The following is a 22,553-nucleotide window of genomic DNA, read 5'->3' as shown; positions in this document are numbered from 1 at the left end:
CTACGCCCAATCTAGACGGCATGCGGACCCGTCCCGAGGGCTACTTCGAAGCAACCGACGGGACAGTCGGTGAGGGACCTTGGCGTGTCCGAACCGACGAGCATGGCTTCATTATGACCGGCAATGACGTGCCCGTTGACGCCCAGCCCTTGGTATTTCTGGGAGACTCATTTGTTGAGGCCACTTTCACCCCGGAGCCCGTCCGCTTCGTATCCCAGGTTGAGCGCCACCTCACGAGCGATGGTCTCTACTTCCGCTGCCTCAACGGCGGCTATTCCGGGGCGACGACACTGCAGCTGTTCAATGTATTCCTCAACAAAGTGGTCCCACTCGTTGGTCGTGGGGGCCGTGTCGTTTTCTTTCTGCCACAATCAGACTTGCCGATCTACTTCCGGCCCCACAGTTACTGGTATCCGACTGATCGGTACGCGCCCCTTCTGCCCCCGGTTGAGCCAACAGCGAAAGACCTTCCAAAGGGATCCGGTGCGCTGACGGCAATTCTTGGGCTGGCAGTTTGGGCCGCCCAAGAGTTCGAGATTGATCTCATCCTCGTGACGTCACCTCACCGCCACGCTACCCGGGAAGACGATGCCTACCTGGAGCGTCGGATATCGCAGGATCAGCATGATTCGCTGCTGCAACGGCGTCAGGACATCCGCGGTGCTGTTCGTCAATTTGTTGCCACCAGTGGTGTCAAGTTCATTGATGCTGACACCGAGTTCCTCGACAAGCCGTCGACCTTCTACGACGAACTTCACCTGAATGATGAAGGCCATGATCTCTTCGCTGCCTGGCTTGCAGACCAGTTGCGGGTTCAACTGGCCCATTAGCTCGGTTTCACAATCCGTTACCAGGATCGCGGTCGGGAACAAAATGCCCAAGCGTATCCAGCGGTCTTTGGAGGGAAACTCTTCAAAACGCCACTCCTTGGCTTGCAATGCGGGAATACGCGGGACCGACTGTTGTTGAGTCGTCGCGCGCGTCGGTGCGGAAGACATCCAGTGCCTGGTCGTGCCCGAAGATCAACGACGCGGTTGGCCCAAGTGGGCATCAATGCCACGATAAGCCCGGGGTCACAGGTGGTTTGAGCGCGAATGCAGGACGGCCCCGACCGAGAAGTAAGCACCTCACCGCTGTTCCGGTACAACAGCCAGCCCCCGCGCTAGGTCAGGACCGGGACTGAGCTCATGAGGCCCATCGTAAAAAAGCCAAGAGCGGTATGCCTGGGGAGGGCTCGGGTCCCCAGGCAACACCCTAGACTTCTTCTAGTGCCTCTTGAACCAAGGTTATGAAAGTTTCAAGCGAGTACCTCTCCCGAACAAAGTCCTGGCCAGGTTTTGCGTTCTCGTTGAAGACGTCCAAATCCTGATTTTCTAAGATGTAGTCACGAATACCGAAGACATCCTCAAAAATGTAGTCCTCTGGGTAAACGTAATCTACCCCGTGCCACGGTAAGAAAACTCCTTGGTTACCTGAAGCAAAGCCTTCGGCCGGCGCGACGTGGAAACTTTCCAGATCAGAAAGCGAAAGGACAAAACCAAAATCGGACAGGGCTTCCTTAGTGTCCACCCAACCCGAGAAGGTCACCTTGTCAGTCAGGTTATGGTCGAGAATATATCGTTCACACGACTCGTAGTAGGTACGTTCCACCGGATTCTTATACACCCATGGAAGGTCAAGGGGTCCTTTACCGAAGACGGTCAGTGAATAGTCACCGTGGGTATTCAGGTAATGAAGTAGTTCGAGTGCCCGATGGTAGCCCTTCAATTTGGGCAGCATACCTACCATTGCCAGTTTTCGGGTCTTGGCGGGATCGTTGCTGGTTTTGTAATTCTTTACATCAAGATAATTGGGGATAATTCGGACTTTGGTGCGATCCAAGCCGAAGGTTCGGATCATGTCTTCGCTTGTGTGCAGCGAAACTGAAATAAAGCAATCGACCCTGGTTTGGTCCACCTCGTGTCCAAACCGGGCGTTCAGCTCAAAACGGTGCATCCGCACGATCAACCGTTGGTGGGCTCGCTTGTGCCTCGCGTACCACACAGCATTCCCAAGCAACCACTCACAGAAGACTACGTCGGCCCACTCCAGTAGTTCTTGGCTCTGTTTTTCGTCATGAGAATCATGACCAGTCCACTCGTCAAGTTTCACATCGTAATGTTCTCGAAGTGATGGGATCGCAGGAGAAATGAACTTGAGGTCCATACCAGCAATGAGGAGGCGCTGTTTTATGTTTTGTTGGAACTGCTCGTAGTTACCAGAGTTGACGATCTCCAGCGTCTCTCGAATTCGAGGGCGGAATACTCTCTGGCTTATGGAATCCCAGTTATTGTGGACGAGCCGCGAGAGCTTCGAGAAAAGCCCTGCGTCGATGTCGCCTCGGTTAAACCGATAGATGGATTCGAGTGCCATCCGAAGTGCTACATGACCTCGAATAGCCATGTAGCTGAGGCCCACTTGTGAAAGTGTGTGTTCAGCGCTCTCCCAAACCTCCAGATGGGAGGCCAGCTCACGGGCACCGTACTGCTGCGTCGTGGACCTGATGAAGCCAATTGACTTGTGATAGATGATGGCCGGCTCATCGAGATAGGAGATATTCATGGCGGCAGACAGCACATTGTTGAGGAAGACGGTGTCTTCACCCATATGTAGGTGTTCAGGCCAGATAATGCCGTTGTCTATGAGCAGGCTTCGGCGGATGAGTGAGGAGTTTGTAGTGCTCTGATCGCGAATAATTTTCGCGATCTTATCCGTTCGTGAATCTGAGAACCGAAAATCCACGACACGGTTGAGTAACTGAGGCTTCCTGCCACGCTCCACTGTGTAAAGCGAAGCTCGGACGATGTCAGCATTCTCGATTTCGGCAAGATCAAGCTGTTGGCGTAAAGCGTCCGGGAGTATCTCGTCGTCGCAGTCCAAGAAGAAGACGTATTCTCCGACAGCCTTCGACGTTCCGACGTTGCGGGGGCGGGAAGGAGACCCGCTGTTAGCCGTTAGCGGCACCACACGCCAGTTGCCTCGATGTGCGGCTCGTTGCTCGAGAAGGGATAGTGTGCCGTCTGTTGACGAGTCGTCGACGAAGAGTATTTCGAAGGACTCCTGCGGCAGATCAATTTTTTCTAGGGACTCCAAGCACGGGCCGATTTTGGTTTCAGCGTTATAACAAGGGACGACAATGCTGAGTTTCATAAGTAGAGGGTCCTCTAGTGCTTGCAACGGTTGGTTCATCGACTAAACGAGAAAGAAGTTGTCTGACACATTCTCGCCGTAGCTCTTGATAGCTTTTTGGAAGAATTCACGGCCTGCAATGATGTCCAGAACCATATGATCGGTTGTGAACTTATAGATCTGGTCAGAACCCATTGCAATCGGACCATCAACATATGAACGGTGCAAGCTGGCCTCATAAATCTGCTTGGCAGTAATTCTGGAATCAGGCGCAATGAGGGCGAATACATCGCCCTTCATGTAAGTCGCCGGATTCAACTCCTCATGATTTGCCCAGGCCCAAGAGACGATGACAACGCCAAATCGACCGTATTTTGCCTGAAGATGGGGAATGTCGCTCTTTCGGAACGTCCGGCCGAGCACAATGATCAGGCGGTCAGCTATGTCAACGAACTCAGCCTGACGCGCAATCGCTTGTTTTAGCTCAAACTCACTCTCGACAGGGCACACCAGTGTCACCAAGCGGTCTGTCTTGAGGTATGAGAAGCCGATCCCATCCAGGATTTGTTCAAATCTCCGCTGATACGTGTGATTGGCGAGTACGTCATGGAGAGCGGCGCGACGTATCTCCTCAGTAGTGTCCGGGTTCAAGTCTTCGAGGTCAGAGTAGCCTTCCCCGGCAAAGAGGATCCGCCCGTCAAAAAACTCCGCAACTCCTTGGGAATAGTTGGAGACTACGAGCGTATTACACGACATAAGTTCGAAGATGCGGCGCGCAAACATCGTTGGCGATGACGTCACGGTATTGATGTTGAGTCCGAGAGACGTCGACTTGTAGGCATCGGCAATCTTAGCGTGAGGTATGGCAGGCTCGGTCAGGTGCTGGTATGGCGCAGGGAAGTGGTGCAATTCATCATCAGAACCCCAGAATCGGTCAAAGATTCGGAGTTTCATACCAGCGTCCAGTATTTGATCGAAGATGATTCCCATCTCTCGTGACCGTGCAAGGTGATTCGCGTACCAGCTTCCAGCGAAGGATACGCCATCCGCCCTCGGGGATGTCTCGATGGGATTGAAAAGTTTAGGCTGGGTCGCAAACGGAAGGCAGTGAACACTAGTGTGCCCGTACTCTTCCTTGTATCCGGCAACGCAAGTTAGATCAGTTGTGAAGACGTGGTCAAATCGAACTGCAGTGTCGATGAAGTTGTGGACCTTGTCATCAAAGTGAGTTGGATCCTCTTTGTTCCAGAACACCGTTGGAATATTTTCGCGGTTGCACCAGTCAAGAATTTCCAGTAGCTCTGTGCGGTTTTCTCGGGCAAAGTTCGAGCTGGTGTAGACGCGACCTTTCCAAGGCCGACGTTCACTGTCGACGCCCGACCACGCGGATTCGCAGATGAACAGATCGGGACGATCTTCCTCGAAACGTTCGCGCCAGTTCTGAGGCTCAATGATGATTGGGATGAACTCGTACTTGAAGCAGTTGTAGGTGAACTCGTCCGCTATGAGAGCTACCTTCAGGTCCCTAGCTCGCCTGACTCCGTCGTCAGTTCCTACCGTGCCGTTCATCCGTTGCGGCGCATCAGACGAAGAAGCAGCCTGCTTCTTCGTCGACGTTGGCGTTGACTGCTCGGTTGATTCCACCCAGACCTGGTTGCTGACCAGCAGTTGGTCTGCGGCGGCGGCCCAGAGCATTGTGCCTACGCGGATCTCGGTGGCGTTTCGAGGGATAGAAAGAGAGAGGGACACCTCGTTCGGGCTACGGCCGTCTATATATTTGTACGCTCCGTGTTGCTCAGACGTGGAAAGCTCTGAAGGCGCGATGCTTCCACCGTCACTATCAGCGAAGTCTATAAGGGCCAGAGCACTCTTCTTCGACATCCCCTCAATTCGTGGCGTCACCGTGAAACGGACTTGCAGCTTGGAAGTCTTTATATGAGCAATAGGGATACGTGCCCAACGGGGCCTTGGACTTACAGCGATGTTGCTACCCACATCGTGTAGGCGATCGAATCGAAATGCCTTGGACGCGGGTTGGGGCGGCCCGTAGCCCGGACGCAGCTCGTTGGCCGAGTCAGAGGTCAATTCGTCTATGTTGAGACCATTGATCAGCTTCAGCCTGCCTGGAACCGCGTGCCATGCTGCGATACCGACGCTTACACTGGCACAGTCCGCAGGAGCATGTACCTCAAAGGAGAAGGCGCCGGAAGAGTCGGGTGCTAAGTAGATGTATTCGCCCACCGGCCCCCGCGGGATGTCCGTCAGACTCCCCACTTCCGCCCCGTTCTTGTCTAAGAACCTGAACATTACGACCGCATCCCGGAGCCCGGACGTTTCTGAACCGCGGAATTGACCTTGGAAGATGAGGTGCTTGGCGTCGAGTGTCGAGAGATTGAGCCAAAGTGGCTCTTTGAGGAGCTCGATCTCCGAGTCGGGAGCGTGGTTAGGTGATATCGACACACGCTGATGCCGCGGCTCCTGGTCGCCTTGTTTTTGAGGTGCAGCAAATGGCGGCAGGATCCCATGTTTTATTGTTGCTGCATTTCCTAGCGACAAACTTCCGGCATAAGCCTTCCAGAGTGCGAATCCCAAGACCACATCGGTACATTCATACGGCACGTACAGTGTAAGGTCCGTCGAACCCAGGGCATCTGGTGTGATGTACACGTAGTGACCCTGGCGCCCCTTGCTTATTCGACCCCTGCTTGCAACTTCCAGCCCGTTTTTGTCGAGGAATTTGACCCAAACTATGCCAGCTTTCGTGCCGTGCTGATCAGGATTACTTATCGTTTGCAGACCGACAGATACCTCAGAGCCAGGGACGACCTGCAAACGGACTTCGTGAGGCTTCTTGCGGAGCATCACATGTGCTGAAGATGGGCTGGCCGGGTCGAGAAGGATCTCGGTGCGCGGTTGTGCTGTCTCCTCGCCGTTCCAAATACTGTGCACTTGTTCCGGGCGATCAAAGAGTTTGCGTAGCAACGCTGGACTCCATTTTCTGAGTTAGGGGGAGTGGCCGTACTGGTGGCGCAGGTTACGGGGCTTGGTACCTGGGCTCTTAGCGTGCTGGTTGGATATCGCTCATGAATTCGGGGATCCTGAGTCCAATGCCCAGAAGTTCGGCCACTGCGGCTACCGTGCGTTCTGCCGCTTTACCATCGCCGTAAGGATTTACAGCGTTGGCCATGGCGTCGAAGGCGTCCTGCTGGTTCAGGAGGCGGTCGACCTCTTTAACAATCTTCTCCTCATCGGTGCCGATGAGCGTCACAGTACCGGCGTGTACAGCCTCGGGTCGTTCCGTATTTTCTCGCATGACGAGAACGGGCTTACCCAAGCTGGGCGCCTCTTCCTGAACTCCTCCGGAGTCGGTCAGTACAATGTGTGCCATGGAGAGCATTCGCGTGAATTCTCCATATGCCAACGGCTCAGTAACGATGACGTTTGGCTTTCCGTCGATCGCAGGCAACACTGCTTCGCGTACAACCGGGTTCTTGTGGGCCGGGAGCACAATGACGAGATTGGGCTCCGCGTCGGCAATCCGGGCCAAGGCCCGTCCAACACCTCGCATCGCGTCGCCTTGGTTCTCACGGCGGTGCGTCGTTACCAAGAGGATTCTGCGACCACTGACGGCCAATTCTTCAAGCTGGGGATCGGAGAACGGGACATTCTTGTCCACCGTCGTAAGCAAAGCATCGATCACTGTGTTGCCTGTGATAACGATGTCACTCTCCGCGATGCCCTCGGCCAATAGGTTGGCCTTGCTGGTGCTCGTCGGGGCGAGATGCAGGCTGGCGATTTGACTGGTGATCTTGCGATTTGCTTCTTCTGGGAAGGGGGAGAGAAGATTTCCACTCCGAAGACCAGCCTCCACATGAACCACGGGGATGCCGTGATAAAAGGCAGCGATAGCGCCAGCGGTGGAGGTAGTAGTGTCCCCCTGAACAACCACTGCATCAGGTTTGTTCTCCGTGAAGAGTTTGTCCAGACCATCAATGGTCCTCGTCATGATCGCGGAGAGAGACTGCCGCTGCTGCAGGATGTTCAGATCGTGGTCCGGCACGATGCCGAAGAGGTCGTTGACTTGGTCAAGCATCTCTCGGTGTTGACCTGTGACGGTCACGATGCAGTCGAAGTCGGCTGACTGCTGAAGGGCGGTCACAATCGGAGCCATTTTGATGGCTTCCGGACGAGTACCGAAAATTGGCATGACGCTGGGCATGGATTCCCCCGGGAAAGGCAGTGGCTGACCAGCCGATGCTATCGCACAGTCAATCGAGGTGATCAATTGTGTATGACGCACTAAGCGGATCAGCCAGCAAAGACCAAGGTCAGCACCAGCAGCGGGATACTGATGGAGACGAGGATCACAACTGTAAGAGCGATCAACCGCTTCTGTTCCAGCGATGCTCTTTTGAGTTTTTTCCCTGATTTATTTGCCGGCTTCAGCGTAGGTGCATCTGAATCTGCGGCAGATTTTCGCGGGGCGTCCGGCGATTGCGCAACGGGTCTTGTCATCGGCGCAGGCTTCGGCAAGGGGCGATGTTCCGGCAGTTGAGACGGCTGCACATCACCGAAGAATCGCCGTTTCCGCATGTGCCGTGGGGAGGGCGAAAGGACCACCGGTTGTCCGACAGCATCTGTCACTTTTCACTCCTTAGGTGCGTCCAGATGGAACATGGCCACGCCCAATTCTTGCATCTGAAGGCTTCCAGGCAACATTTCGGGCGGCCGCCTGCTTGGTCCAAGGTCCGGACCGCCCCCAAGTTTTGGGTATCGCGCGCGGGCATGAGGGAGGGCGGCCCGCACCTCCAGGTGCAAGCCGCCCTGCGTTTATGGACTAACCGCGGTCGGAGTAGGTCGCGTCGTTTCGCACTCCCGAGCCATTTATGACGTTAATGTAGACGTATTTTCCCGAGCCTAGCGAGGTGCTTCCTAGCTTGGCTGTCACTGATTCCAGCCGAGGATTTATACCGAGCTGCTTGCCGTAGCTCGCGTTGAAGTTTGTGGCGGTGACCGTCTTATCGAAAGTGCGACCCGACGTGTCGGTCCACTTCACCTGTATGGTGCCTCCACTGAGATTCTGGCCGGTGACCAACACATCTCCACTTGAATAGAAAATGGAGTCGGTAATGACGGGCGTCATGTTGCCCGCCCTCATCTGGTCCAGCATCGGGGCCCAAGTGCCACGGCATGTGAAGAACGGATCCCACATGTACGAGATGATTTTCACGGGGGAGTTCCCCATCTGCTGGAGCTGCTTGTCGTGCCGCGCCTTCGTGCTCTGTCCGCGATAGTTGCCGTCGCATTGGTTCTGACTTGTCGCAGGAGCCATGCCTTCCATATTGCCCCAGAGTTCAGCGCCGGTTCCTTCAACCCCTTCTGCCATGGCCCAGAAGTAGTCCCGATTTGGAGCGACGTAACTGTTACCCCAGGTTCCGCTGCCTACTATTGAGGCGGCGTACGGGTCGACCATGGTCCCGCTGTCACTGCTGAAGAATGATCCTGCCTTTCCGGTTCCCATGCCGTCCTGGACTGCGATGGCCAATCTGACTCCGTTGGCCGTTTCGGCAATCTTTCGTATACCGTCCCGCGCCATGTCGACCGTAATATGTGCAGAATAGGCGGTGCGGGTGTCCATATATGGACTAACGATTGCGGACCGTGTAGGCATATACGTCTTAATTGCCTGGTTCTGAATTGAATAGACCTTACGTGTTGCTTCCCAAACGGTCCCACCTCCCACCGGCATCTCCGTGTGATGGTAGAACCCCGCCAGACCAGGAACGTTGTTCACTTTGGCCTGAAACTGGAGAAACCTCGCCGTAAAGGCGGTGAAGGTTGATGTATAGGTCAGGTCGGGAACGTACGTTATGGTCGTATCTTTGGAGGGTGCTGGCATCCCTGCATAGAACTTCATGCCCAGAGATGTCGCAGCTTTTGCGACGGAAACGGAAATTGAAGCAGGGCTGCTGCTTATGACTATTACGTCGTAGGAGTTCGTGGACGAACTGCAACCAGTACCTTGGGTGGGTATCACCATTACGGTATAAACGGTGCTGCCGCTTGTAGCAGTCTTGTCTCGCGGGCAGGCAAGGGATGCTGCTCCCCACGCGTTGCCGTCCGAATAGGTGAAGTATCGGTTTACCTTTACGCCAGACGTTGCTGCTGTTACACAGTTGACGCCTGATACGACGCAGTCTGCGGGAACCGCCGCCGCCGTTGCAGGTTTCAGGGTGGAGCCAAAGGTAATGACGGTATCGGCTCCGACAGACTTCATATCCGTTAGTTTTTGAAGATTTGCTGCGTCATTTGTGCTGCCAAATATGAAGTATCCGCTTATGGGATATACGGGGGCTGGTGCCGCTTGGGCAATTGGTCCATGAAGGAAACCGATTGCAAGAACGAAGGCGGCGAGTAGGCTGGCTGCGAAATGTCTCGCAGGGGTGGCGTTATGGGTGGAGGACTCAGACCTGAATTTTTCCACGATGGATCCTTGGGCTCGTAGGGTGAGACCTTGGACCTATGGCAAAAGGATGGCGCGCTTCATCTCCAAAACTCAATAGCTTGACGGGAATCTTCAAGTGGCCAAAAAGTTTGCAAATGTCCTGGAGAACTTTGACAACATCGTCGTCATCGAGCGGCATGGGGTTACCAGGCTTGTCATATCCCGCAAGCGCTGGACAGCGTGCCCCGACCTATCGGGACGAACACTCCGGCCTAACCCACGTGTCGATCATCCCGCCGGTTTCCACCACGAACCGGTCCAGCCAGGCACCCGCGGAAAGGTCCGGCTGGGAACCAACCAGCTGCACCTCTGCGGATGTGCATTGCTCAATCAGGGTGCCGGCACGCATCACGTGATACTCCGACGTCACCACCGTCACAGACTTCCAGCCATGGTCCGCGATCAAGTCGCGAAGAGCTTCGGCCTCGCCCCTCGTATTCAGCGGTGAGGGGCGGAAACATACCAGGTCAGGGTCGTCCTGATCCTCGTCGCACAGGGCATCACCCTCCACGTTGCCCGCCAAGCCAGTCGTAGAGACAACGAGGACAGGTATATCCAGTTTCCTCTGCAATTTCTGAGCGACAGGCAACCGTTCTTTGCTCATGCCGCCCAGAACAACGATCGCATCAGTACGGTGAGGCGTTGCCCGGGGAGGGTCGTAGAAGAACTGAAACGCGGCGATCAACCACAGAACCGCTGCCAGCAGACATGCTCCCACGAAGACGCCAAGGGCGCGCGTGGCGGGGGCAATTTTGAGGGGCACGTGGACAGTCTAAGGTTTGGAAATGTGTGGTTTCCCAAGAAAAGGCCACCCAAGCCGGCTACCGCGTATCAACATCCTCGAAAACAAGGAAAGTCTGCGTATCCTGCACTCCATCCATGGACTGCAACTGGTCGAAGATCACACGGCGGAGGTGGATGTTGTCGGTGGCCCGGACCAGAAGAATCACGTCGAAGTCTCCGCCCACCAAAGCAATGTGGTGAACTTCGGGGATCGCCCGCAACTGTTCCTTCAATTCACGCCAGGAGTGTTGCTGGACCTTCAGAGTCACATACGCGGATGACCGTAGGCCTGCCTTGATGGGGTCTACCAAGGCAGTGAACTTCGTCAGCACTCCCTCGCCAGTAAGCCGGGCAATCCGCGAGTAGGCGTGAGCGCGGCTGATGTGCACGTTTTCAGCCACTTGAGTGATGGACATGCGCCCGTCTGTGGTTAGCTCACGGATGATGTCCCGGTCCACGCCATCCAGCGGAACTGCGGTCTGCTCCGCCTCGGTCTCACTCATGGCACTCCAAATCGTCTACAGCACTGGCGCGTTACCCAGCTCACAATTGCAATCTGTCTCTCAGAATAGCCACTTGTTGCAAGCTCTTCCATGATTTAGCCGAAAGCTGGATACGAAACATCGCTCGGGAACATACTGGAAACACATAGTGGCTAAAGAAGGACGGACCAATGACGATCCACGCAGACCACTCTGCGCCGGAAACGGCTGTAGAGGACCAAGCTGCTGACGTTCGGACAAAATTCGGCATCAGCGTTGAGGACTACATGCTCCCTGCCCGGCACCAGATCCAAATGGTGAACCCGGATGGCACCCTCCGCTCCCATGACGAGCAAGGCACCGAGCCCGGCCACGAGTACCCCACGCCCAGCGATGACCATCTGATGGCTGCCTACGAGCAACTGGTTGTGGGCCGTCGGGTAAACGACCAGAACTCGGCGCTGGTCCGCCAGGGCCGTATGGCCGTCTACCCCTCAAGCCATGGCCAGGAAGCCTGCCAGGTGGCAGCTGCCATGTGCCTGAGCGATGGTGACTGGCTGTTCCCCACTTACCGTGACGCCGTCGCTGTTATGACCCGCGGGGTGGACCCCGTTGAGGTGATGACCATCTTCCGCGGCGACTGGCACGGCGGGTACGACCCCAAAGAGCACAACGTGGGCATCCAATGCACTCCGTTGACCACCCAGCTGCTGCACGCTGTGGGCGTTGCCCATGCCGCCAAGCTGCGCGGCGAGGACACCGTAGTGATGGCCATGTGCGGCGACGGCGCCACCAGCGAAGGCGACTTCCATGAAGCCCTGAACTTCGCCGCCGTCTTCCACCTGCCCGTTATTTTCTTCGTGCAGAACAACAAGTACGCCATTTCCGTGCCGCTAAGCCACCAGTCGGTGGCACCGTCCCTGGCTCACAAGGCTGTTGGTTACGGCATGGCCGGTGAGCGCGTTGACGGCAACGATCTGGTCGCGCTGCTCGCCGTGATGGACCGTGCCGTGAAGCTGGCGCGCGAAGGATCCGGCCCGCTGCTGATCGAAGCCCACACCTACCGCATGCAGGCCCACACCAACGCCGACGACGCCACGCGTTATCGCCCCGACAGCGAGGTTGCCGAATGGCAGGCCAAGGATCCGCTTGCACGCATGAAGTCCTACCTCACTGACAAGGGCCTCCTCGACGACGAGGCCAGCAACAGGATCGCCGAGCACGCCGAGGCCGTCGCCACGCAGCTCCGCGAGGGCTTGGGCGAGGACGTCCCCGTCCAGCCGCTGGACCTCTTCAAGTACGTCTTCGCCAAGCCCACCCCGCAGCTGAAAGAACAGTCCGAGATGCTCGCCAGTGAACTCGCACGAGAGGAGAGCGCAAAATGACCGTCACCACCACCATGAACGGAAACGTCAGCGCAGCCACCGCCAGCGCCGCCGCTTCCGCTGCGGCTACCGCCGATGCCGCCGGCCCGCAGAGCCTCACGATGGCCAAGGCCCTGAACACCGCCATGGCCGACGCCATGCGCGCCGACTCCTCCGTTCTGGTCTTCGGCGAGGACGTCGGCATGCTGGGCGGCGTCTTCCGCATCACCGACGGGCTCATGGCCGAGTTCGGCGAACAGCGCTGCTTCGACACCCCGCTGGCAGAATCGGGCATCGTCGGCATGGCAGTGGGCATGGCGATCAACGGCATGCGTCCGGTTATCGAGATGCAGTTCGACGCCTTCGCGTACCCGGCCTTTGAACAGATCGTCAGCCACGTTGCCAAGATGCACAACCGCACCAAGGGCAAGCTCAAGATGCCCATGGTCATCCGTGTGCCCTACGCCGGCGGCATCGGGGGAGTGGAGCACCACTGTGATTCCTCCGAGTCCTACTACGCCCACACGGCCGGCCTGAAGGTCTACACCCCCGCGACCGTGGCCGACGGCTACCGGATGCTCCGCGAAGCCATCGACTCCGATGATCCCGTGATGTTCATGGAGCCCAAGAAGCTCTACTGGTCCAAGGACCAGGTGGACTTGGGTGCACTGCGCGCAGAGCACGACGCCGGTACCTCCACCGAGGGCCGCGCAGCTGTCGCCCGTCCCGGTACAGATGCAACGCTCATCGCGTACGGCCCGTCCGTCCCCACCGCGCTCGCCGCCGCTGCTGCCGCTGCAGAGGAAGGCCGCTCACTTGAGGTCATCGACGTCCGTACCCTCGTCCCTTTCGACGACGAGACCGTCTGCGCGTCTGTACGCAAGACGGGACGCGCCGTCGTGATCGCTGAAGCCCATGGATTCGCGTCCGTTTCCTCCGAGATCGTGGCCCGCGTCCAGGAACGTGCGTTCCACTACCTCGCCGCACCGATCCTCCGCGTGACCGGCTTCGACGTCCCGTTCCCGTCTCCCAAGCTGGAGCACTACTACCTGCCAAGCGTCGACCGCATCCTCGACGCCGTCGACGATCTTCAATGGGAGGACTGACCATGAGCTCAGATATGCAGGTCTTCAAACTGCCCGACCTGGGGGAAGGCCTCACCGAGGCCGAACTGGTGAACTGGCTCGTCGCCGTGGGTGACGAGATTGTGGTTGACCAGCCCATCGCCGAGGTCGAGACCGCCAAGTCCATGGTCGAGGTGCCCTCGCCTTACGCCGGCACCGTTGCCGAGCTGCACGGTGATGCCGGTCAAACGCTCGACGTCGGCAAGCCGCTGATCTCGATCGCTCGCGCAGGGTCTTCGGTGGGTTTGCCCGCTGCCGCCACTCCCGCTCCGGCTGGTTCTCTTGATCCTTCTCCCGTTTCCTCGGGCCTTGACGTTTCGCCCGCCGTGGAAGCTGCTGCCGAGACGTACCGGACCGAGGAGAAAGCCGGCTCAGGCAATGTGCTCATTGGGTACGGTACGCCCGGGGGAGTCACCGGTGGCCGGACCCGCCCGCGGAAGGCGAGTGTCGGCGTCGTCAATTCTCCTATTTCTGTTGCTGAGCCGGTGATGGAGCCGGCGGTTGCCGGGACCCGAATCCCCGGCAAGCTCAGCGCCGTGATCTCGCCTCTGGTTCGAAAGATGGCACGCGACCACGGTGTTTCCCTCGACGCGATTGAGGGCTCAGGTGCCAGCGGACTGATCATGCGCAGGGATGTGGAGGCTGCCATCACTGCGCCAGAGGCTCCGGCGGCTGCTCCTGTTGCTTCCGGTGTTGCTGCTCCTGGTCCGGTCACCGCTTCTGCTGAGGCGGGCGCCGTGGATGGCCGGACTGGCTTGCCTGTTTTTGCTCGGACACCTGTCCGTGGGGTCCGCAAGGCAGTGGCCGCGAACATGACCCGCAGCCGCTCTGAGATCCCCGAAGCTACCGTTTGGGTCGACGTGGACGCTACCGCGTTGCTGGAGATGCGGGCCGAACTCAAGAAGCACGCACCGCACGATACCCCCGGGCTGCTTGCCTTCATCGCCCGTTTTGTCACGGCTGGGTTAAAAAAGTACCCGGCCCTGAACACGCGCTTTGAAACTGCTTCGGACGGCTCGCAGGAGATCGTCGGCTTCGACGGAATCAACCTCGGCTTCGCTGCCCAGACCGACCGCGGACTCGTTGTCCCGTCTGTGCGCAACGCCCATGAGTTGAGTGCCCGCGAACTGGACGCAGAGATCCGGCGACTGACGGCCGTCGCCCGTGAGGGTAAAGCGACTCCAACCGAGCTGGGGTCGGGCACCTTCACGCTGAACAACTACGGTGTATTCGGAGTGGACGGCTCGGCCGCGATCATCAACTACCCCGAGGTTGCGATGCTCGGCGTGGGTCGTATCATCGACAAGCCCTGGGTGGTCAACGGTGAGCTGGCCGTCCGCAAGGTTACCGAACTGACCCTCGCCTTTGACCACCGCGTGTGTGACGGCGAAACGGCTGCGGGCTTCCTGCGGTACGTGGCTGACGCAATCGAGAACCCTGGTGGAGCGCTCGCGGATATGTAACCCCCGCACGCTCTCCCACCTCCGACGGGTTTGGACGGGTCGCTCTCTCACCACCCGAGTAGTTCCTCGGTATCTGCCCACAGGCGGGCCTCCCATTGCGGGTGGCCCGCCGGTCGGGTGTGGTAGACGATCCTTCTGCGGGCCGCTTCGAAACTACTTCAGCTGACGGTTGGATCCTCGTCGTTCGCCACACCCTCGATCCAGTCCACAGCTTCGTCCGAGAGATGGGGGCCGTCTGTTGATTCGCTGGCCCACCACCTGGAATCGGTGGTGCCCCCTGTAGCGGTCATGATGCGGGCGACTACATTCGGCGGCAGTGGCTCGCCGTTGTGGTCAATGAGCCAGTCGCGGGTTTCTGCATTGAGCAGAGGCCACCACTCTCGGATATCCATCAACACAGCATTCCACCCAGGAACGCGTGGGTACATAGCCCCTTGTCCTCCGGTCAGTCCACCGGGGAGACCCGGATGAGATTGCCGTCGGGGTCGGCGGCCACAAACGTACGGCCGAAGACATCGTCGTAGGGTTCCTCCACTACATGGACTCCCTTCGCGGCCCAACTCGTGAAAGTCTCGTCCACTCCGGCTGCTGAGCCCGATACCATCAACCCGACCTCGCACGTGCGCGGAGTGCTCGGGACCGCGTGCTCGCTGCGGCCTGTCCATAGCGCGAACAGAACACCGGGGGCAATCTCGAAGGCTACGTAGCGGGGACTCGTGAAGGTCGGCTCGATCTCGAACAGATCGCTGTAAAAAGCTGTGGCGGCTTCCGCGTCGCGGACATAGATTAAGAACAGATTGGGTGCAGGCATAGACGCTCCATAGGTCGTTGGCCTCTCAGTACCGCACCAGTTGATCGCCTAATCACGACAAGACCTGTCACCTTTTCTGCGAAAATTTGTCAGTATGAAGGCTTCGAGGTTGCTGCACCTCTTGTTGCTCCTGCAGACACGTCAGCGCATTACCACCACAGAGCTCGCCGAACGTCTGGAGGTGTCTCGGCGAACCGTGCTGCGTGATGTCGACGCGCTCGCAGCGGCAGGTGTTCCCGTTTATGCCGAACGGGGCAGGAACGGTGGGATCGTCCTGCTCCCAGGAGCGCGGCTGAACGCATCCCACTTGGAACCGCGAGAGCTGGAGGCCCTCTCGGTTGCTGGTTTGGATAGCGTCCAACTTGAGCGCCTAGGACTGACTGCGGTCCGTGAGTCGGCCGAGCGCAAAATCGCCGCCCGCCTGACCGCAGAGCACGGCTCTCCGAATGTGCCGCGACTGGCCGACCTGGTGCTGGTGGAGAGCAACGCGTGGCTTGCCGACTCGAAGGCGAATACGGACATTGCGGATCTAGCCTCAGCGCTGCGACACCGACGGCGGATGCGCATCCAATATCGGCGCAGCGCCGAGGATGAGCCCTCGACGCTGGTCGTCGACCCCTACGGAATCGTGGCGAAATCAGGCCGCTGGTACCTCATCGCCGACGACGAGGGGACCGGGCGGCTGTTCTCTGTGGAACGTCTCTCAGCCTTCGAAGAACTCGACGCGCCAGCGGCCCTCCGCTCACACCAGACCCTCCGTTCCAAGTGGGCTGCGTTAAAGGAACGCGTCGAGACGCCGGGACGGGTAAACGTAACCGTCCGTCTCCGGGAGAGCCGTCTCGACCTGGCGCGGCGTATCCTCGGCACCCGCATTCACGAGGTCACGGGCTCAGAAAACGGCTGGTGCGAAGTTGTAGTCCGCTATCCCGACATCGAGTCGGTGCGTCAACTTCTCCAATTCGGTGATCACATCGAGATACTCACCCCCGAGGCAGCCCGCAAACGTGTCGGTCAGCTCGCCAGGGATCTGGCAGAAAGGCACTCGGCGCCATGAATGGCAGGCTGCACCCCGCCGCACCTTCACTTTCGCGGATTCTGATGGCTACCACGTGACGCTTCACGGTCGGTCGTAGCCGCTCTTCCTGTGTGGGTGCGTCAGGCGGCGAACGCTCCTGGTGTTGTTCCGAGGACCCGCCGGAAATGCCTGGTGAGGTGCGACTGATCGTGGAAACCCGCCTCAACTGCCGCCTCAGCAGCCGGCCGGCCATCAAGCAGCAGTCGTCGGGCACGGTCCACTCGGCGCCCCGTGGCGTAGCGGTAGGGGGCGATGCCGTAGGCCTTGGAAATGCTCGCACCAAATGGCTCGGGTGCGCACCCAGTAATTGGGCCGCTTCGGCGATGTCGCTGCGCAGGAGCTCGACCTGGTGGGGATTGCGCTCCGCGGGCCCCGGAACGTGGTGGACCGGATGGTCAAGGGTGCACGAATGCACGCATGAAAGTGTTGGCCCCGTCAAAGACGTTTTTGTGATCCCCAAAGGAACCGAGCATTGCCCCATGGCTGAAAACGAAGTCAGTGCACTGCTCTTCGAAAGACGACGGCCGGCCATCGGCGTCGAGTACCCTTGCACGCAACCGTCCAGCTATAGAAGGAAGTGGCGCAATGCAGCAATACGTAGTCCTCCAGGTGATCTTGAAAGAGAAAATGTGGGGCGCCGGGTCGGGCAACCTTCCTTCGCTGGAAAAGGCCATCAACGATCAAGCCGCCAAGGGATACCGGCTCCACACGATCACCACCGCCAGCAGCGGGAGCAAGGGAGTGATCGGCGGGGGTGACCGAATCCAGGCGACGATGGTGTTTGAGCGCGTCGGCTAGGTCTTTCTTTCCCAGGGCGCTTTCGCAGAAGTAGTCACAAACCGCGGGTCGTACACGTTAAAGCCGGGAGTCAGCTTACAATTCCTTGGGGGTCAACTGGTGGTCTCCAGTTGCCCGCAATCAGCCGCTCAGGGTTGGTTGCGACGTCCCGAGGATGCCCCGATGGTAAAAGACTCCCGAATCCGGTCTCTGAGAGCTGCAGGTCTAGCGCTCACTACTCTTCTGATCAGCGGTGGACTGGCGGTCCAGCCAGCCACAGCAGACACCGTGGATATTGTTCCGGCAGGGCCTCAGGTGTTGAAGCCCGCCCCCGGATCTCCCACAGATCAGTTCATTGTGGGGATAAAGGACGCCACTGCCCAGTCCGCCGACAAAGCAGCACGCGATGTTGCCGGCAAAGCGGCCAGCGCACTTGGTGCCGTGGCAGAGATCTCCCGACAGAACGCCACGGGCGGGCATGTCATCAAATTGGATAAGCCGCTGTCCGCCGCCCAGTCTGCACTCTTCGTCAAAACGCTGCGCACCGATCCCGCGATTGCCTATGCGGAGCCGGATGACATCATGCAAACCACCGCGGATGCCACTGACCCAGGCTTCCCGGATCAGTGGAACCTGAAGGGTCCTGCCAGCATCAATGCTGCCGGTGCCTGGGACTACGTCCAGGGCGAGAACGTTGTTGTTGCGGTGGTGGACAGCGGAATCACCCGACACGAGGATTTGGACGGGAACGTCCTGCCCGGCTATGACATGATTGCCACCGCCGAGGACGCCCGGGACGGCGACGGCCGCGATCCGGACCCCACTGACCAAGGTGACTGGGAACCGGCCGGTGTATGCGAGGTGGGAAGCCCAGCCCAAAATTCGTCGTGGCACGGCACCCACGTCGCCGGGATTATCGCTGCGGTTACCAACAACGGACAGGGCATCACGGGCGTTGCGCCTTATGCACAGATCCTGCCCGTACGTGCCATGAGCTACTGCGGCGGGTACACATCCGACATCGCTGATTCCATCATCTGGGCAGCCGGCGGAGTTGTTGCCGGTGCTCCGGTCAACCCCAAGCCGGCCCGCGTGATCAACCTCAGCCTCGGCGGCATCAAGCCCTGCTCAGCTACTTACCAAAACGCCATTAATTTCGCCCACAACGCAGGTGCTGTTGTTGTTGTTTCAGCAGGAAACTCCAACCGTCCTGCTGCCGATGCGAGCCCGGCCAACTGCGAGAACGTCATCACCGTCGCCGCCAGCAACGCCTCCGGCGCCCGTGCGCAGTACTCAAACTATGGCAGCGCAGTGGACGTGACGGCACCTGGCGGCGACATGAGCCAGGCCGCCAACAACGGGATCCTTTCCACCTTCAACTTCGGCAAAACCACCAGCACCGGGTCGGCCTACGCCTGGATGCAGGGCACTTCCATGGCGGCCCCCCAGGTGGCCGGGTTGGCAGCGTTGTTGATCTCGGCCGAGGGCAGCAGCCTCACGCCGGACCAGCTGGAACAACAGTTGAAGGCCACCTCGCGGCCTCTTCCCGGGGGGTGCCCGGCTGGTTGCGGGGCCGGCCTTGTAGATGCCAACAAAGCACTCAGCACGTACGGTGGCACGGCTCCAGTCCACAGGAGGAAGATCACCGACTTCGACGGCGACTCCCGCAGCGACGTCCTGGCCCGTGACTCCAGCGGACGGTTGTGGCTCTACGCAGGCAACGGCTACCGCGGTTGGCTTGCTGCCCGCCAGATCGGCTCGGGCTGGAACGGCATGACCGCTATCGAGGCTCCGGGTGATTTCGACGGCGACGGCAATGCAGATGTCCTGGCCCGTGACTCCAGCGGCCGGTTGTGGCTGTACCCGGGCAATGGTTCCGGTGGTTGGCTTGCTGCCCGCCAGATCGGCTCGGGCTGGAACGTCATGACTGCTATTGAAGCCCCCGGGGATTTCAACGGGGACTACAAGGCCGACGTTATTGCCCGCGACTCCGCCGGTGTCCTGTGGCTGTACCCGGGCAATGGTTCCGGTGGTTGGCTTCCTGCCCGCCAGATCGGTCAGGGATGGAACGTCATGACAGCCATTGAGGGCGTGGGTGACTTCAACGGCGACGGCAAAGCCGATGTCGTGGCGCGCAATGGCTCCGGAGCGCTTCTGCTCTACCCGGGCAATGGATCCGGTGGTTGGCTGGCAGCAGGCCAGATCGGCCAAGGGTGGAACATCATGACCGCCATCGAATCTCCAGGCGACTTCAACGGGGACGGCACCGTGGACCTTTTGGGTCGGGCCAGCAATGGTGACCTTGTGCTCTACGGCGGCAACGGTTCGGGCGGCTGGATTTATGCCACTCAGGTAGGGTCCGGCTGGAACATCATGACCGCCATCCTCTGAAACACTCCGCGTCAATCAGTGCGCCGCGTTTGGTGCATTCGTTCCGCTGTTTCCCAGCTTTCCGTGGGTAGAGTAGAGGCCTGAACATCGCCGGATTGCACTGTATACGGAGAATCAATTGTCAGCTTGGCTAGAACTCGGTCCGAACAACTTCGTCCTGGAAACCGAGGGGTCCTTACTGAACACAGGGCTCGTGGTGGGGTCTGAACTTGCCATGGTCATCGACACCGGCTGTGGCCCCCGCCAAGGCCGGGAGATCCTTACAGCAGTCCGTGAAAAGACCCAGCTTCCGCTGGTGGTGGTGAACACCCATGCGCATTACGATCATTTCTTCGGCAACGCCGTTTTCGCGGATGACGGCGTCACGGAGTTCTGGGCGCACGCGAACTGTGCGGCAGCCATCGAAAAGGACGCCGACAACCAGCGCCGTTTCGTTGCCACCAACGAGCCGGAGATGGCGGCGGGGGAGGGGGACGCCGTCGACATCGTTGTTCCCAACGCCCTGGTTCACGATCAGCCCGTCCTGGTGGACCTCGGTGGGATCACCGCCACCCTCTTCTACTTGGGCCGTGCGCATACTGACGGCGACCTCCTGGTAGGGACCAGCACCACGTTATATGTGGGTGACCTGGTGGAGCAGGGCGCACATCCATCGTTCGAGGATTCCTACCCGGAGGAGTGGGCCGATGCGCTGCGGCACATCTCGGCTCTCCGCCACCGCTACGAGTTCCTGGTACCCGGGCACGGCAAACCCGCAAGCGACGAGTTCGTGAAGACCATGGCCGACACCATGAGCACTGCCGTCCGCCAAGCCACGCAGTCGATTCGGGACATGCCGTCTGACGCCACGAAGGCCATTCCGGTGCTGCCTTACGGACCGGAGCAATCACGTTGGTTTATCAAGAGGCTCCAGGAGACCAATGCCCACGGGCGTGCTTCGCTGGCTACGCCTGACTTCGGGCCTGACAAGACAGGTTTCTACCCCTCCTAATTCAAAGCTGCTGAATCCAATCAACGAAGCAAGCGAACGGTCCGTCACCCATATGTGGTGACGGACCGTTCAGTTTTGGCTAGGGATGAGAACTCCTGGCCCACAGGCTGCCAGTTAGAGTGTCACTCCTGTGCTGGAGTACCCGATCTGGATTCTTGATCCCGTGGGCAGCGCGCCGAGTGGCTGGTTTAGCACAATATCGATCATGGTAACGATGATCGCTGTAGATGACTTGCTGACCTTATGCAGGGTTACTTGGCCGAGACCCGCCACCTGAACCACGGTGTTCGGGGCTACTGAAGCGTTGATGGCCGGCAGCCCCGCAATCCTTAGATTGGTGAAGGTGGATGTATCCGTCAGCGTAGCCGTGCTTGCTCCCGCAGCTAAAGTTGCACTCGTCTCAGCCTTGATGGCATCCGCCTGGATCAGTCCGTTGAGCACATTTAGTCCTGCCAGGGTGTTGGTGACGACGCTCTTCGGTTGTGGTGTCAGGACGCCGCTGGCCTTCGTGGTGGATGCCCCGACGGTTGCGAGACCCGGGATGGTGGTACCGGCCACGTTTGCGGACGTGGTCCCGCCCCCGCACCAGAGGTAGGCGACAGCTGAGGGGCCGGAATTAAGCAGCCCCGAAGCCAGTAGAGCCCGGGTGCTGAAGCCCGTACCCAAAAGGTAGCCCGACTGTGGGGCCGGAAGGTTGGCGGTGCTGACACCCAGACGGATATCGGTCCCGATCTTAAGCCCAGGCAGCCCAGCCTTCAGAACCTCGACACGAAGCGCCGTGGTCGATACCTGATATGCCCCATTAACAAGGCGCTTCTCCTGGCCATTCAAGGTGATCTTGCCAACCGAACCCACCAACGGTACGGCGAGATCGAGCACCGTGTTAGCTCCGGGGTTGGCCCCGACGGCGACACCTAGAACCTTCAAATCAGCTATGGTCGTCTTGTTTGTGCCAGAAAAGGCGCCTGCAGTGTTTTTGTCCGCAGAACTTTCCGAGGTGATGGCCCCGGCAGTGATCAGCCCACCCAAGAGGTTGGTTCCGTTGATCGTGGATTTGCTTTCGATCCGCTTGCCCGTAGTGGTCAGCAGAGTTTTAACGCTGGTCGTTGCCGCGCCGACATTGCCGACTGCGGGAACGGTCAGTGCCGCCGCGGTGTTGGAGGATGTCTTTCCAGTGACACCGGTGCAACTGATGCTTGAACTCGCCGTAGGACCAGACGTAAGTGTCTTATCCGTATTGAAAATGTAGGAACCATAGGCAGTGCCGGAAAATCCGGTAGTCACCTGCGCTGGTGTTGTTGCTGCAAAGGCCGGTGTAGCGGACCCTGCAAGCGCAAGCGTTAGTGCCCCCACTAACGCAACATGCGAACGTTTCATGTATTACTCCCCAGATAAAGTACACGATCTCGTAAGAGTGCTTACGATGGTGCTCACGCTACAGTCCGGAAATAGGCTAAAACAAGAGATCCGCAGATTTCGGCTAAGAGTTCCTTTTTGTTTCGGCGGACGACGCCATGGGCGGGTCCAAGCCAATAATTATTCGTACCGAACAAAGCTGCCAGGATTCTGTGACAAGAATGCGTGGTTAGAATCAGAATTTCACCATTCTCGGTCTTCGC

At 58.7% G+C, this 22,553-nt stretch carries 20 protein-coding genes; 9 read left to right on the top strand and 11 right to left on the bottom strand.

The window, feature by feature from the left end; genetic code table 11:
* Positions 1–113: 113 nt before the first annotated feature.
* Entirely contained in the window at positions 114–830 is a 717-nt protein-coding gene (locus QF015_RS07920) for an SGNH/GDSL hydrolase family protein (RefSeq protein WP_310206537.1), read from the top strand.
* A 424-nt stretch (positions 831–1,254) separates the two neighbouring features.
* On the opposite strand, the gene QF015_RS07915 is transcribed toward QF015_RS07920, so the two are convergent.
* The 7 genes from QF015_RS07915 to QF015_RS07885 form a co-directional block, all read right to left on the bottom strand.
* Entirely contained in the window at positions 1,255–3,189 is a 1,935-nt protein-coding gene (locus tag QF015_RS07915) for a glycosyltransferase (RefSeq protein WP_310206534.1), read from the bottom strand.
* Between the two features lie 42 nt (positions 3,190–3,231).
* Positions 3,232–6,150: a CgeB family protein gene (locus QF015_RS07910; RefSeq protein ID WP_429388220.1), complete on the bottom strand. Its 2,919-nt coding sequence runs from the start codon at positions 6,148–6,150 to the stop codon at positions 3,232–3,234.
* 76 nt (positions 6,151–6,226) lie between these two features.
* Entirely contained in the window at positions 6,227–7,387 is a 1,161-nt protein-coding gene (gene wecB, locus QF015_RS07905) for a non-hydrolyzing UDP-N-acetylglucosamine 2-epimerase (protein ID WP_310206528.1), read from the bottom strand.
* A gap of 89 nt (positions 7,388–7,476) precedes the next feature.
* A complete protein-coding gene (locus QF015_RS07900; RefSeq protein ID WP_429388217.1) occupies positions 7,477–7,812 on the bottom strand; it encodes a hypothetical protein in 336 nt (111 codons plus the stop codon).
* 193 nt (positions 7,813–8,005) lie between these two features.
* A complete protein-coding gene (locus QF015_RS07895; protein ID WP_429388214.1) occupies positions 8,006–9,652 on the bottom strand; it encodes a hypothetical protein in 1,647 nt (548 codons plus the stop codon).
* 211 nt (positions 9,653–9,863) lie between these two features.
* On the bottom strand, positions 9,864–10,436 hold the full coding sequence (locus tag QF015_RS07890) for a YdcF family protein (protein WP_429388212.1): 573 nt from the start codon (positions 10,434–10,436) through the stop codon (positions 9,864–9,866).
* A gap of 58 nt (positions 10,437–10,494) precedes the next feature.
* The gene (locus QF015_RS07885) at positions 10,495–10,959 is read right to left on the bottom strand and encodes an Lrp/AsnC family transcriptional regulator (RefSeq protein ID WP_310206516.1); all 465 of its coding nucleotides are present in this window, start codon (positions 10,957–10,959) and stop codon (positions 10,495–10,497) included.
* A 170-nt stretch (positions 10,960–11,129) separates the two neighbouring features.
* On the opposite strand from QF015_RS07885, the gene pdhA reads away from it, so the two are divergent.
* Genes pdhA through QF015_RS07870 form a run of 3 tightly spaced genes read left to right on the top strand, consistent with a single transcriptional unit; the run spans position 11,130 to position 14,889 of the window.
* The gene (gene pdhA, locus QF015_RS07880; protein ID WP_310206513.1) at positions 11,130–12,323 is read left to right on the top strand and encodes a pyruvate dehydrogenase (acetyl-transferring) E1 component subunit alpha; all 1,194 of its coding nucleotides are present in this window, start codon (positions 11,130–11,132) and stop codon (positions 12,321–12,323) included.
* Positions 12,320–13,408, top strand: a complete 1,089-nt coding sequence (locus QF015_RS07875; protein WP_429388210.1) for an alpha-ketoacid dehydrogenase subunit beta — start codon at positions 12,320–12,322, stop codon at positions 13,406–13,408. Before pdhA ends, QF015_RS07875 begins: the two co-directional genes overlap by 4 nt.
* 2 nt (positions 13,409–13,410) lie before the next feature.
* A complete protein-coding gene (locus tag QF015_RS07870) occupies positions 13,411–14,889 on the top strand; it encodes a dihydrolipoamide acetyltransferase family protein (RefSeq protein ID WP_429388207.1) in 1,479 nt (492 codons plus the stop codon).
* Between the two features lie 158 nt (positions 14,890–15,047).
* Here the strand turns inward: QF015_RS07870 and QF015_RS07865 are convergent, their stop codons facing one another.
* Both QF015_RS07865 and QF015_RS07860 read right to left on the bottom strand, forming a co-directional pair.
* A complete protein-coding gene (locus QF015_RS07865) occupies positions 15,048–15,281 on the bottom strand; it encodes a hypothetical protein (protein ID WP_429388206.1) in 234 nt (77 codons plus the stop codon).
* A gap of 53 nt (positions 15,282–15,334) precedes the next feature.
* Complete coding sequence (locus QF015_RS07860; protein WP_429388204.1) at positions 15,335–15,700, bottom strand: VOC family protein; 366 nt, start codon at positions 15,698–15,700, stop codon at positions 15,335–15,337.
* A 94-nt stretch (positions 15,701–15,794) separates the two neighbouring features.
* Between QF015_RS07860 and QF015_RS07855 the strand changes: the two genes are divergently transcribed.
* Positions 15,795–16,754, top strand: coding sequence for a helix-turn-helix transcriptional regulator (locus tag QF015_RS07855; protein ID WP_429388202.1), 960 nt, complete (start codon positions 15,795–15,797; stop codon positions 16,752–16,754).
* 101 nt (positions 16,755–16,855) lie between these two features.
* Here QF015_RS07855 and QF015_RS07850 read toward each other — a convergent pair whose 3' ends face one another.
* A complete protein-coding gene (locus tag QF015_RS07850; protein ID WP_397337085.1) occupies positions 16,856–17,029 on the bottom strand; it encodes a helix-turn-helix domain-containing protein in 174 nt (57 codons plus the stop codon).
* A 95-nt stretch (positions 17,030–17,124) separates the two neighbouring features.
* Here QF015_RS07850 and QF015_RS07845 point away from each other — a divergent pair, with 95 nt between their 5' ends.
* The 4 genes from QF015_RS07845 (at position 17,125) to QF015_RS07830 (ending at position 20,934) form a co-directional block, all read left to right on the top strand.
* Positions 17,125–17,196: a hypothetical protein gene (locus QF015_RS07845; RefSeq protein WP_397337083.1), complete on the top strand. Its 72-nt coding sequence runs from the start codon at positions 17,125–17,127 to the stop codon at positions 17,194–17,196.
* 164 nt (positions 17,197–17,360) lie between these two features.
* Positions 17,361–17,573: a DUF4177 domain-containing protein gene (locus tag QF015_RS07840; protein ID WP_024817767.1), complete on the top strand. Its 213-nt coding sequence runs from the start codon at positions 17,361–17,363 to the stop codon at positions 17,571–17,573.
* A gap of 336 nt (positions 17,574–17,909) precedes the next feature.
* The gene (locus tag QF015_RS07835) at positions 17,910–19,943 is read left to right on the top strand and encodes a S8 family serine peptidase (protein WP_429388199.1); all 2,034 of its coding nucleotides are present in this window, start codon (positions 17,910–17,912) and stop codon (positions 19,941–19,943) included.
* 118 nt (positions 19,944–20,061) lie between these two features.
* Entirely contained in the window at positions 20,062–20,934 is an 873-nt protein-coding gene (locus QF015_RS07830) for an MBL fold metallo-hydrolase (protein WP_429388197.1), read from the top strand.
* A 114-nt stretch (positions 20,935–21,048) separates the two neighbouring features.
* Here QF015_RS07830 and QF015_RS07825 read toward each other — a convergent pair whose 3' ends face one another.
* Positions 21,049–22,218 (bottom strand): choice-of-anchor P family protein, encoded by a 1,170-nt coding sequence (locus tag QF015_RS07825; RefSeq protein WP_429388194.1) that lies wholly within the window; start codon positions 22,216–22,218, stop codon positions 21,049–21,051.
* Between the last annotated feature and the right edge of the window lie 335 nt (positions 22,219–22,553).

The sequence above is a fragment of the Paenarthrobacter sp. TE4293 genome (genome assembly GCF_050435325.1).
In the GTDB taxonomy this organism is placed as follows: Bacteria; Actinomycetota; Actinomycetes; order Actinomycetales; family Micrococcaceae; genus Arthrobacter; species Arthrobacter nitroguajacolicus_C.
Note: the sequence above shows the minus strand (reverse complement) of the source record. Positions and strands in the feature narration are given on the sequence as shown.